The organism is Janthinobacterium sp. GW822-FHT07H11 (genome assembly GCF_058798615.1).
In genome coordinates, this window is sequence record NZ_CM179507.1 from 2,346,245 (window position 1) to 2,360,249 (window position 14,005).

Sequence of the window (14,005 nt, forward strand, 5' to 3'; positions counted from 1 at the left end):
GTGCGGTTATTGTTGTATGTGGCCAACGTTACTATCGCATCAGGAGCGCATTCCTGCTGACTCTCCCCCCTCTTTTCGGCCTGGCAATCGGACATTGCATCAATGATGCACCAAAGGTGGGCAGCCACGTATTTCTACTAGAGCTGACACGCTAAAATAGATCAATGTTACTGATGAGAATTTATTTTCCCGTTAGCTATAGCTTTTAACATTGATGCAAAAATGGCTATTTCTGCCGCCTCTTACATTTTTCGTTAATACCGTCCGCATCGCTATGCTTGCAGCAGGCGCAATGCTAGAAAGGATGACTTTGAACGCCAAATTCCTTCCCCTGACCCTGCTGCTGGCCATCCAGTCGACGTATGCCGTCGATCCCCCCGGCGCGGGCAGCCAGCTGCAGCAGATTCCCGTGGCGCCGCAGTTGCCGAAGGCGCCGCCGGCCATCCGCGTGCAGCAGGGCAGTGTGCCGGCGACCACGGTGGGCGACACCACGCGCATCACCGTGCAGCGCCTGCACATCAGCGCGCCGCCCGTGTTTGCCGAAAGCGAACTGCTCGCCGCCACGGGTTTCGTGCCCGGCAGCGAACTGACCCTGGGCGAACTGCGCGCCATGGCCTCCCGTATTGCCAGCTATTACCAGAACCGTGGTTATTTCCTTGCGCAGGCGTATCTGCCGGCGCAGGATATCGAGGATGGCGTCGTCGCCATCGACGTGTTGCCGGGCCGCTATGGCCAGGTGCAGCTGCGCAACCAGAGCAATCTGTCCGACGGCCTGGCCGGCACCATATTGGCCGGTCTCGACGGACAAGTGATCGCCACGCCGCCGCTGGAGCGGCGCTTGTTGCTGCTGTCGGATTTGCCGGGCGTGCAGGTCAGTTCGACCCTGGCGCCGGGGGCCTCGCTGGGCGCGTCCGACCTCATCGTCGAGGTGCAGCCGGGATCGCGTTTCAACGGCAGCATCGACGTCGATAACCAGGGCAACCGCTACACGGGCCGCAACCGCATCGGCGCCACCCTGAACATCAACGAACTGGCCGGCATCGGCGACGTGGCCAGCGTGCGCGCGTTTACCTCGGCCGACGGCCTGAACTATGCTCGCCTGGCCTACCAGGGACAGGCGGGGCTGCTGCGCCTGGGCGGCGCCTACACCTATATGGATTACAAGCTGGACAAGGAATTTGCCGTGCTCGACGCCAAGGGCACGGCGAAGATCGCCAGCGCCTACGGCAGCTATCCGCTGATCCGCTCGCGCAGCAGCAACCTGTATGCGCAGGTCAGCTACGACGACAAGACCTTCCAGGACAAGACGGAATCGACGGGCACCGTCAACGACAAGACGGCCAAGGTGTGGATGCTGAACCTGAACGGCGACAGCCGCGATGGCTGGGGCGGTGGCGGCGTGAGCACCTATTCCATCACTTACACCACCGGCAAGATCGACATCGAGACGCCGCTCGCCTTGCTGATCGACCGGCTGACGGTGAAGAGCAACGGCCACTTCAACAAGCTTGCCTTCAACGTGGCGCGCGTGCAAAGCCTGGGCGGCGAGACCAGCCTGTACGGGGTGCTCAGCGGCCAGGCGGCGTCGAAAAACCTCGATGTGTCGGAAAAGATGGGCCTCGGTGGCGTGGGCGGCGTGCGTGCGTATCCGGGCGGCGAGGCGTATGGCGACCAGGGCTATGTGCTGAACCTGGAACTGCGCCAGAACGTGACGGCGTTCACGGCCTTGCCCGGCCAGCTGCAGGTGCTGGCGTTTGCCGACACGGGCACGGTCAAGCTGAACCGCGATGCCTGGAGCGCGGGCGAAAACCGCCGCACGCTGAGCGGCGCGGGCGTGGGCGTCACGTGGACGGGCGCCAATGCGCTGGTGCTGAAAGCGTATTACGCGCACAAGCTGGGCAATGCCAAGGCGACTTCCGCGCCGGACGCGGCTGGCCGTTTCTGGCTGCAAGCCGTCAAGTATTTCTAAATTAATGCAAGTTAATTAATAAGTTAAAAAATCAGGACACCGCCATGAACCGCATCTACCGCTCCATCTGGAACCAGGCCACCGGCGCCTATGCCGCCGTTTCCGAAAACGTCAAATCCGCCGGCAAGCGCTCGCTGCCGGGATGCAGCGGGGGCGGGGCGCACTTTGCCCTGACCAGCATGGCGGCGGCGCTGATGCTCGGCTATGGCTCGCTGGCCCTGGCGGGGCCGGCGGGCGGCACGGTGGTGGCGGGGCAGGCGAGCATCCACGGCGCGCCCGGTGCCACGGTGATCCAGCAGAGCAGCCAGAATGCGGTGATCAACTGGGCCAGTTTCAATATCGGCAAGGGCGAGTCGGTGCAGTTCCAGCAGCCCAACAGCAATGCGGTGGCCCTGAACCGGGTGCTGGGCGGCGACGGCACTACCATCCTGGGCAACTTGTCGGCCAACGGCAAGGTGTTCATCGTCAACCCGAACGGCGTGCTGTTCGGCAAGGGCGCATCGGTGAACACGGCGGGCCTGGTGGCCTCGACCCTGGATATTTCGAATAACGATTTCATGTCGGGCAAGTACCAGTTTTCCGGCAGTGGCACGGGTAAAGTCCTGAACCAGGGCAGCATCAGCGCGCCGGGCGGCTATGTGGCCTTGCTGGGAGCCAACGTCTCGAACGAAGGCACGATCCAGGCGCGCCTCGGTTCGGTGGCGCTGGCGGCGGGCAAGGCGATCACGCTGGACGTGGCCGGCGATGGCTTGCTCAACGTGGCGGTGGACCGGGGCGCCGTGGGCGCGCTGGTGAATAACGGCGGCTTGATCCAGGCCGATGGCGGCACGGTGGTCTTGAGCGCGCAGGCGGCGGGCGACCTGCTGAAAACCGTGGTCAACAACACGGGCGTGATCGAGGCGCATACGATCGCCACGCGCGGCGGCACGATCAAGCTGCTGGGCGACATGCAAAGCGGCACGGTGAACGCGGCCGGCACCCTGGACGCCAGCGCGCCGGCGGGTGCGGTTGGCAGCCGTGGCGGCTTCATCGACACGTCGGCGGCGCACGTGAAGATCGCCGATGGCCTGAAGGTGACGACGGCCGCGCCACAGGGCCTGTCAGGCACCTGGCTGATCGACCCGAGCGACTTCAATATCGCCGTCTCCGGCGGCGACATGACAGGCGCCTTCCTCAGCAATTCCTTAAAATCGGGCAATGTGCAGATCCAGAGTGTGTCGGGCGGCAGCGGCACGCAGGGCAATATCAATGTCAACGACAACGTCAACTGGTCGGCCAACAAGCTGACCCTGACGGCGCAAAACAACATCAACATCAACCGTGCCATGCGTGGCGCGGGCACGGCCAGCCTGGCGCTCGAATATGGCCAGAGCGGGGTCGCCGCCGGCAATCTGTCCACGTATAACGTCAAGGCGGAAGTGGATCTGCCATCGGGCAATAATTTCAGCACCAAGCTGGGCAGCAATGGCGGCGTGGTCGTGTATCAGGTCATCAACAGCCTGGGCGCCTTCAACAGCAGCAGCGGCAGCGACGTGCAGGGCATGCAGGGTAATTTGTCCGGCAAATATGTGCTGGGCAGCAATATCGACGCGCGCGCCACGGGCAGCTGGGATAGCGGCAAGGGATTTATGCCTATCGGCAATGATACGACGCCATTCACGGGCACGCTCGATGGCCTGGGCCATGAAATCATCGGGTTGACGATCAACCGTCCGGAAATGGCCATCGGTATGTTCGGCAATATCGGCACGGGCGGGGCGGTGCGCAACATGGGCTTGGGCAACGTCAGCGTTGCGGGCTCGGTAGCTGCCTATGCCAGTAGTAGCTACGCCGGCATCGGTGCGCTGGCCGCCGTTAATAATGGCAAGATCGATAACGTGTATAGCAGCGGTGCCGTCAGTGGCTCCGGCTATGTCAATCTGGGCGGCCTGGTCGGCATTAATACGGGAACGATCAGCAACAGCCGCGTCTCTGGCACGGTGGTCTCGGCTGGTAATCCCGGGCCCGGCGGCTATGGCGCGGCAGGTGGTTTTGTGGGCCTCAACGACGTAGGCGGCTTGATCAAGAACAGTTCCAGTTCCGCCACCACCAGCTCCCTGCGCTACGTTGCGGCCGGGCTGGTTGCCACCAACTCCGGTGCGATCAGCGATAGCTTTGCAACGGGCAACGTTAATGCGGGAGGCAACTATGGCGGTGGCCTGGTCAGTTTCAATAATGGCAGTATCAGCAACAGCTATGCGACTGGCGCGACGAACGGCACGGGCAGTGCTGGTGGCCTGGTGGGTATCAATAACGATAGCAGCGCCACGATCAGCAACAGTTATGCGACCGGCAAGGTGACTTCGAACGGCGGCTATGTTGGCGGCCTGGTGGGCTTGTTGCGCGGAACCTTGAGCAATAGCTATGTGACAGGCGATGTGCAGACCACCGGGCTGGCAGGCGGCGTCGTCGGCTACAACGTGAGCGGCACCATCACGAATGTGTACACCACGGGCAAGGTGACGGGCGGCGGCGCCAGCGTGGGCGCCATCGTGGGCGAGCATAACAACGGTAGCGTCAACCGCGCCTATTTTGACAGCACGATTAATTCCGGCCTGAACGGCATCGGCCAAAGCTTCAACGGCGCCACCTCGAATGCGCAAGGGCTGAGCACGGCGCAGATGCTGGTATCGAGTAATTATGTGGGTTTCAATTTCACGAGCACGGGTGGTGCCAGCGGCAACAACTGGGTGGCGGTCAGCGCCGACGGCACCCTCAACGGCGGCACCGGCACGCGTCCGATGCTGGCTTCCGAATGGTCGGCGATCATCAATTCGGCGCACCAGTTGCAGCTGATGGCGATGAACAAGACGGCCAGCTATACGCTGGGCAGCAGCTTCAGCGCCGGCACGACGGCGGCCAACGGCAAGGATATCTGGGGCACGACGGGCTTCATTCCGGTCGGCACGGCAGGTTCGCCCTTTACGGGCAGTCTTGATGGCGCCGGTCATATCATTTCCAGCCTGAACATCGCCAAGAACGGCGTGAGCAACGTGGGTCTGTTCGGTGCCATCGGCAGTGCGGGCAGTGTGGCGAACGTGGGCCTGTCCGGCGGCAGCGTGGCCGGAGGCACGAATGTGGGCGCCCTGGCCGGCAGCAATGCGGGCACGATCAGCGGCAGCTTTGTCACCAGCGACGTGAACAGCACGTCCACCGGCGGCGGCCTGGTGGGCAGCAATACGGGCACGGTCACGGACAGCTATGCCAGCGGCGCAGTGAATGGCACGGCCACCGTTGGCGGCCTGGTCGGCAGCAATAGCGGCAGTATCGCCAACAGCTATGCCAACGGCAGCGTGAGCGGCGTCAGCAATGTGGGCGGACTGGTTGGAAGTAGCGCGGGCGGTGTTACCGGCAGCTATTGGGATATGCTCAGCAGCAGCCAGGCCGCGAGCATGGGCGGCACGGGACTGACGACGGCGCAGTTGAAGAACCTGTCCAATTACACGGGTGCGGGCTGGGAACTGGCGCAGATGTGGGTGGTCTACAATGGCCAGAGCGCGCCTTTCCTGCGCTCGTTCATGAAAACGGTCGCCGTGCGTGTTTCCCAGGATAGCAAGGTATATGACGGTTTGGCCTATGCGGGCGGCAACAGCAGCGTCACGTATTCGAATGCGGTGGCCGGAGAAAGTCTGCTGGGCACGACCGTGTATGGTGGCAATGCCGCTGGCGCCGTCAATGCGGGCAGCTATGGCGTATCGGCCAGCGGCCTGTATTCCACGGGCGGCCAGTCCGGATATGCGATCAGCTATATCGATGGCGGACTGGTGATCACGCCCAAACAGATCAGCCTGACCGGCGCCAGCGCCGGCAGCAAGGTGTATGACGGTACCACCAGCGCGACCATCAGCGGTGGCGCGCTGGCCGGCCTGGTGGCTGGCGATGTGGGGAATGTGACGTTCAGCAGCACAGGCACGTATATCAGCAAAAATGTCGGCAGCGGCATTGCGGTGAACGCCAGTGCCACACTTGGCGGCAGCGCCGCCGGCAATTACACCCTGGCGTCCTTGGCTGGCATCACGGGCGATATCACGCCAGCGAGCATTACCAGCATCAACGGCATCCTGGCAGGCAACAAGGTGTATGACGGCTTGGCTGATGCCACGCTCAATACGGGCGCGGCGGTCTTGAGCGGCAAGTTCAATGGCGATGTGCTGACGGTGAGTGGTACAGGCACGTTTGACAGCAAGAACGCGGGCACTGGCAAAACGGTGAATCTCAGCGGCCTGGTGCTGGGCGGCGCCGATGCGGGCAACTATGTCCTGTCCAACACGACGACGAACAGCGTGACGGCCGATATCACGGCCAAGACCCTGACCCTGTCGAGCATTGCCGACAAGGTGTATGACGGCAGCAGCAAGGCCAGCTTCAGCCAGGGCGTGCTGAACGGCCTGGTGGGCAGCGAAGTCCTCGACATCAGCGGCAGCGGCAGCTATGCGGACAAGAACGCGGGCATCGGCAAGGCCTTCACGGTGAATGCGGCGACCCTGGCCGATGCGGGCAGCGGCGCGAGCGCCGGCATGGCCAGCAACTATGTGCTGGCCACGCCAAGCGGCGTGACGGGCACGGTCAGCAAGGCAAGCATCAATGGCGTGACGGGCATCGTGGCGCAGACCCGCGCCTATGACGGCACGGCCGATGCCACGCTGGACACGGGCAGCGCCGCGTACACGGGCATGGTGAACGGCGACAGCCTGACGTTCAGCGCGGCCACGGCCGTGTTCAACGACAAGAATGCAGGCAGCAAGACGGTCAGTGTCAATGGCATCGTGCTGGGCGGCGCCGATGCGGGCAACTACACGCTGGGCAATGCCACGGCCAGCGGCAGCGGCACGATCACGGCCAAGACCCTGACCCTGTCGAGCATCGCCGACAAGGTGTATGACGGCAGCAGCAAGGCCAGCTTCAGCCAGGGCGTGCTCAATGGCCTGGTGGGCAGCGAAGTCCTCGACATCAGCGGCAGCGGCAGCTATGCGGACAAGAACGCGGGCATCGGCAAGGCCTTCACGGTGAATGCGGCGACCCTGGCCGATGCGGGCAGCGGCGCGAGCGCCGGCATGGCCAGCAACTATGTGCTGGCCACGCCAAGCGGCGTGACGGGCACGGTCAGCAAGGCAAGCATCAACGGCGTGACGGGCATCGTGGCGCAGACCCGCGCCTATGACGGCACGGCCGATGCCACGCTGGACACGGGCAGCGCCGCGTACACGGGCATGGTGAACGGCGACAGCCTGACGTTCAGCGCGGCCACGGCCGTGTTCAACGACAAGAATGCAGGCAGCAAGACGGTCAGTGTCAATGGCATCGTGCTGGGCGGCGCCGATGCGGGCAACTACACGCTGGGCAATGCCACGGCCAGCGGCAGCGGCACGATCACGGCCAAGACCCTGACCCTGTCGAGCATCGCCGACAAGGTGTATGACGGCAGCAGCAAGGCCAGCTTCAGCCAGGGCGTGCTCAATGGCCTGGTGGGCAGCGAAGTCCTCGACATCAGCGGCAGCGGCAGCTATGCGGACAAGAACGCGGGCATCGGCAAGGCCTTCACGGTGAATGCGGCGACCCTGGCCGATGCGGGCAGCGGCGCGAGCGCCGGCATGGCCAGCAACTATGTGCTGGCCACGCCAAGCGGCGTGACGGGCACGGTCAGCAAGGCAAGCATCAACGGCGTGACGGGCATCGTGGCGCAGACCCGCGCCTATGACGGCACGGCCGATGCCACGCTGGACACGGGCAGCGCCGCGTACACGGGCATGGTGAACGGCGACAGCCTGACGTTCAGCGCGGCCACGGCCGTGTTCAACGACAAGAATGCAGGCAGCAAGACGGTCAGTGTCAATGGCATCGTGCTGGGCGGCGCCGATGCGGGCAACTACACGCTGGGCAATGCCACGGCCAGCGGCAGCGGCACGATCACGGCCAAGACCCTGACCCTGTCGAGCATCGCCGACAAGGTGTATGACGGCAGCAGCAAGGCCAGCTTCAGCCAGGGCGTGCTCAATGGCCTGGTGGGCAGCGAAGTCCTCGACATCAGCGGCAGCGGCAGCTATGCGGACAAGAACGCGGGCATCGGCAAGGCCTTCACGGTGAATGCGGCGACCCTGGCCGATGCGGGCAGCGGCGCGAGCGCCGGCATGGCCAGCAACTATGTGCTGGCCACGCCAAGCGGCGTGACGGGCACGGTCAGCAAGGCAAGCATCAACGGCGTGACGGGCATCGTGGCGCAGACCCGCGCCTATGACGGCACGGCCGATGCCACGCTGGACACGGGCAGCGCCGCGTACACGGGCATGGTGAACGGCGACAGCCTGACGTTCAGCGCGGCCACGGCCGTGTTCAACGACAAGAATGCAGGCAGCAAGACGGTCAGTGTCAATGGCATCGTGCTGGGCGGCGCCGATGCGGGCAACTACACGCTGGGCAATGCCACGGCCAGCGGCAGCGGCACGATCACGGCCAAGACCCTGACCCTGTCGAGCATCGCCGACAAGGTGTATGACGGCAGCAGCAAGGCCAGCTTCAGCCAGGGCGTGCTCAATGGCCTGGTGGGCAGCGAAGTCCTCGACATCAGCGGCAGCGGCAGCTATGCGGACAAGAACGCGGGCATCGGCAAGGCCTTCACGGTGAATGCGGCGACCCTGGCCGATGCGGGCAGCGGCGCGAGCGCCGGCATGGCCAGCAACTATGTGCTGGCCACGCCAAGCGGCGTGACGGGCACGGTCAGCAAGGCAAGCATCAACGGCGTGACGGGCATCGTGGCGCAGACCCGCGCCTATGACGGCACGGCCGATGCCACGCTGGACACGGGCAGCGCCGCGTACACGGGCATGGTGAACGGCGACAGCCTGACGTTCAGCGCGGCCACGGCCGTGTTCAACGACAAGAATGCAGGCAGCAAGACGGTCAGTGTCAATGGCATCGTGCTGGGCGGCGCCGATGCGGGCAACTACACGCTGGGCAATGCCACGGCCAGCGGCAGCGGCACGATCACGGCCAAGACCCTGACCCTGTCGAGCATCGCCGACAAGGTGTATGACGGCAGCAGCAAGGCCAGCTTCAGCCAGGGCGTGCTGAACGGCCTGGTGGGCAGCGAAGTCCTCGACATCAGCGGCAGCGGCAGCTATGCGGACAAGAATGCAGGTATCGGCAAGGCCTTCACGGTGAATGCGGCGACTCTGGCCGACGCGGGCAGCGGCGCGAGCGCCGGCATGGCCAGCAACTATGTGCTGGCCATGCCAAGCGGCGTGACGGGCACGGTCAGCAAGGCAAGCATCAACGGCGTGACGGGCATCGTGGCCAATAACAAGGTCTACGACGGCAATGCGCTTGCCAGCCTGAATACGGGCAGCGCCGCCTTCACCGGCATGGTCGGTGGCGACAACTTGGTGGTGACAGGCGCCAGCGGCAGCTTTGCGGACAAGAACGCGGCCAGCGGCAAGACGGTCAGCGTGACGGGTATCGCGCTGGGCGGCACGGATGCGGGCAACTACACCTTGCTCAATAGCACGGCCAGCACCACGGCTGATATCGCCAAGGCCAGCATCGCGAATGTGGCTGGCATTACGGCCAATAACAAGGACTACGACGGCAATGCGCTTGCCAGCCTGAATACGGGCAGCGCCTCGTTTACCGGCATGGTCGGTGGCGACAACCTGACGGTAGCCACCGCGACGGGCAGCTTTGCGGACAAGAATGCGGCCAGCGGCAAGACGGTCAGCGTGACCGGCATCGCGCTGGGCGGCACGGATGCGGGTAACTATGTGCTGGCCAGCAATACGGCCAGCACGACGGCCGATATCGCCAAGGCCAGCATCAGCGCGGTGGCCGGTATCACGGCTGGCAACAAGGTCTACGACGGCAATACGCTTGCCAGCCTGAATACGGGTAGCGCCTCGTTCACCGGCATGGTCGGCGGCGACAACCTGGCGGTAGCCACCGCGACGGGCAGCTTTGCGAACAAGAACGCTGCCAACGGCAAGACGGTCAGCGTGACGGGTATCGCGCTGGGCGGCACGGATGCGGGCAACTATACCTTGCTCAATAGCACGGCCAGCACCACGGCTGATATCGCCAAGGCCAGCATCGCCAATGTGGCTGGCATTACGGCCAATAACAAGGTCTACGACGGCAACGCGCTTGCCAGCCTGAACACGGGCAGCGCCGCCTTCACCGGCATGATCGGCGGCGACAACCTGACGGTATCGAACGCTACGGGCAGCTTCGGCGACAAGAACGCGGCCAGCGGCAAGACGGTCAGTGTCACCGGCATCGTGCTGGGCGGCACGGATGCAGGTAACTATGTGCTGGCCAGCAATACGGCCAGTACCACGGCCGATATTGCCAAGGCCAGCATCAGTGCCGTAGGCGGGATTACTGCCAACAGCAAGGTCTACGACGGCAATGCGCTTGCCAGCCTGAATACGGGCAGCGCTGCCTTCACCGGCATGGTCGGCGGCGACAGTCTGACGGTAGCCACCGCGACGGGCAGTTTTGCGGACAAGAATGCGGCCAGCGGCAAGACAGTCAGTGTGACGGGTATCGCGCTGGGCGGCACGGATGCGGGCAACTACACCTTGCTCAATAGCACGGCCAGCACGACGGCCGATATCGCCAAGGCCAGCATCAGCGCCGTAGGCGGGATTACGGCCAACAGCAAGGTCTACGACGGCAATACAGGCGCCAGCCTGAATACGGGCAGTGCCGCCTTCACCGGCATGGTCGGCGGCGACAGCCTGACGGTAGCCACCGCGACGGGCAGCTTTGCGGACAAGAACGCGGCCAGCGGTAAGACGGTCAATGTTTCCGGCATCGCGCTGGGCGGCACGGATGCGGGCAACTACACGCTGGCCAGCACGACGGCCAGCACCACAGCCGATATCGCCAAGGCCAGCATCAGCGCCGTAGGCGGGATTACTGCCAACAGCAAGGTCTACGATGGCAACGCGCTTGCCAGCCTGAACACGGGCGGCGCTTCATTCACCGGCATGGTCGGTGGTGACAACCTGACGGTATCGAACGCAACAGGCAGCTTCGGCGACAAGAACGCGGCCAACGGCAAGACGGTCAGCGTGACGGGTATCGCGCTGGGCGGCACGGATGCGGGCAACTACACCTTGATCAATAGCACGGCCAGCACGACGGCCGATATCGCCAAGGCCAGCATCAGCGCGGTGGCCGGTATCACGGCTGGTAACAAGGTCTACGACGGCAACGCGCTTGCCAGCCTGAGCACGGGCAGCGCTTCGTTTACCGGCATGGTCGGCGGCGACAACCTGACGGTATCGAACGCAACAGGCAGCTTCGGCGACAAGAATGCAGCCAGCGGCAAGACGGTCAGCGTGACGGGCATCGCGCTGGGCGGCACCGATGCGGGCAACTACACCTTGGTCAATAGCACGGCCAGCACCACGGCCGATATCGCCAAGGCTAGCATCGCCAATGTGGCTGGCATTACGGCCAATAACAAGGTCTACGACGGCAACACGCTTGCCAGCCTGAACACGGGCAGCGCCGCCTTCACCGGCATGGTCGGCGGCGACAACCTGACGGTATCGAACGCTACGGGCAGCTTCGGCGACAAGAACGCGGCCAGCGGCAAGACGGTCAGTGTCACCGGCATCGCGCTGGGCGGCGCCGATGCCGGTAACTATACGCTGGCCAGCAATACGGCCAGCACGACGGCCGATATCGCCAAGGCCAGCATCGCCAATGTGGCTGGCATTACGGCCAATAACAAGGTCTACGACGGCAACGCGCTTGCCAGCCTGAACACGGGCAGCGCCGCCTTCACCGGCATGGTCGGCGGCGACAACCTGACGGTATCGAACGCAACAGGCAGCTTCGGCGACAAGAACGCGGCCAGCGGCAAGACGGTCAATGTGTCCGGCATCGCGCTGGGCGGCACGGATGCCGGTAACTATCTGCTGGCCAGCAATACGGCCAGCACGACGGCCGATATCGCCAAGGCCAGCATCAGCGCCGTAGGGGGGATTACGGCCAACAACAAGGTCTACGACGGCAATACAGGCGCCACCCTGAACACGGGTAGTGCCGCCTTCACCGGCATGGTCGGTGGCGACAACTTGGTGGTAACAGGTGCCAGCGGCAGCTTTGCGGACAAGAACGCGGCCAGCGGCAAGACGGTCAGCGTGACCGGTATCGCGTTGGGCGGCACGGATGCGGGCAACTATACCTTGCTCAATAGCACGGCCAGCACGACGGCCGATATCGCCAAGGCCAGCATCAGCGCCGTAGGCGGGATTACGGCCAACAACAAGGTCTACGACGGCAATACAGGCGCCACCCTGAACACGGGTAGTGCCGCCTTCACCGGCATGGTCGGTGGCGACAGCCTGACGGTATCGAATGCAACAGGCAGCTTCGGCGACAAGAATGCAGCCAGCGGCAAGACGGTCAGTGTCACCGGCATCGCGCTGGGCGGCACGGATGCGGGCAACTATACCTTGCTCAATAGCACGGCCAGCACCACGGCCGATATCGCCAAGGCCAGCATCAGCGCCGTAGGCGGGATTACGGCCAACAACAAGGTCTACGACGGCAATGCGCTTGCCAGCCTGAACACGGGTAGTGCTTCATTCACCGGCATGGTCGGCGGCGACAACCTGACGGTATCGAATGCAACAGGCAGCTTCGGCGACAAGAACGCGGCCAGCGGCAAGACGGTCAGTGTGACCGGTATCGCGCTGGGCGGCACGGATGCGGGCAACTACACCTTGGTCAATAGCACGGCCAGCACGACGGCCGATATCGCCAAGGCCAGCATCAGCGCCGTAGGCGGGATTACTGCCAACAACAAGGTCTACGACGGCAACGCGCTTGCCAGCCTGAACACGGGCAGCGCCGCCTTCACCGGCATGGTCGGCGGCGACAGCCTGACGGTAGCCACCGCGACGGGCAGCTTTGCGGACAAGAACGCGGCCAGCGGCAAGACGGTCAGCGTGACCGGTATCGCGCTGGGCGGCGCCGATGCGGGCAACTACACCTTGGTCAATAGCACGGCCAGCACGACGGCCGATATCGCCAAGGCCACCATCGCCAATGTGTCCGGTATCACGGCTGGCAACAAGGTGTATGACACCAGCACGGCCGCCAGCCTGAACACGGGTAGTGCGGCGTTCACCGGCATGGTGGGTGGCGACAAGCTGACGGTAGCCACCGCGACGGGCAGTTTTGCTGACAAGAATGCGGCCAGTGGCAAGACGGTGAGCGTGACAGGCATCTCGCTCGGTGGCAGCGATGCGGGCAATTACACGCTGGCCAACACGACGGCCAGCACCACGGCCACCATTTCGCGGGCGGACTTGACGGTGAAGGTCGACAATACGGAGAAAGACCAGGGGCGCACCAATCCGCTCTTCACGGCCAGTTACACGGGCTTGCTGGGCGCCGATACCCTGGCGGGTGAACTGGGCGGCAGCCTGGCGTTCGATACGACGGCATCGACCGGTTCCGTCGCAGGCATGTACCTGGTATCGGCATCGGGCCAGAGTTCTGGTAACTACACCTTGAAGTATATCGATGGCGTGTTGAAGGTCAATCCGACGGAAGCGCTGCAAAGTGCAATTTCAAGCGTGATCGGCACGGTCAACGTGGCGCCATCGCAAGGCAATATGGTCCAGGCCGACATGGTCGCCAGCGGCGAAACCGCGCCAGGCAAACCTGTCGCCACGCTGGCGCCAAAGGCCTCGCCAGAGCAGGCCGATGGCACGGCCGCGCCGGTAGTGCAGCTTGCCGGCAATGTCGTCACCAACGCCTTGCCGGGGCTGCGCCTGAGTGTCGTGGACAGAGGCTTGCGCCTGCCGACCGAGACGGGGGGCAATACCAGCCAGGAAAGCCAGTAAGCACAGGCCTGGCGCGCGGGTGACCGCTGGCCAGAAATGCCGCTTCGTCGCTCGAAGCGGCATTTTTTATATGTGGCATGACGGTGCGATACTCTTATAATTGGCGCATGCTCATCATTTATCTTCAGGAAAGCTACGCTAC

The 14,005-nt window shown here is 63.9% G+C and carries 2 protein-coding genes; both read left to right on the forward strand.

The window, feature by feature from the left end; translation table 11 throughout:
* Window positions 1–310 precede the first annotated feature (310 nt).
* Complete coding sequence (locus AC3RCJ_RS10515; protein ID WP_492965492.1) at window positions 311–1,969, forward strand: ShlB/FhaC/HecB family hemolysin secretion/activation protein; 1,659 nt, start codon at window positions 311–313, stop codon at window positions 1,967–1,969.
* Window positions 1,970–2,013: 44 nt separating this feature from the next.
* The gene (locus tag AC3RCJ_RS10520; protein ID WP_492965494.1) at window positions 2,014–13,863 is read left to right on the forward strand and encodes a YDG domain-containing protein; all 11,850 of its coding nucleotides are present in this window, start codon (window positions 2,014–2,016) and stop codon (window positions 13,861–13,863) included.
* Window positions 13,864–14,005: the final 142 nt, after the last annotated feature.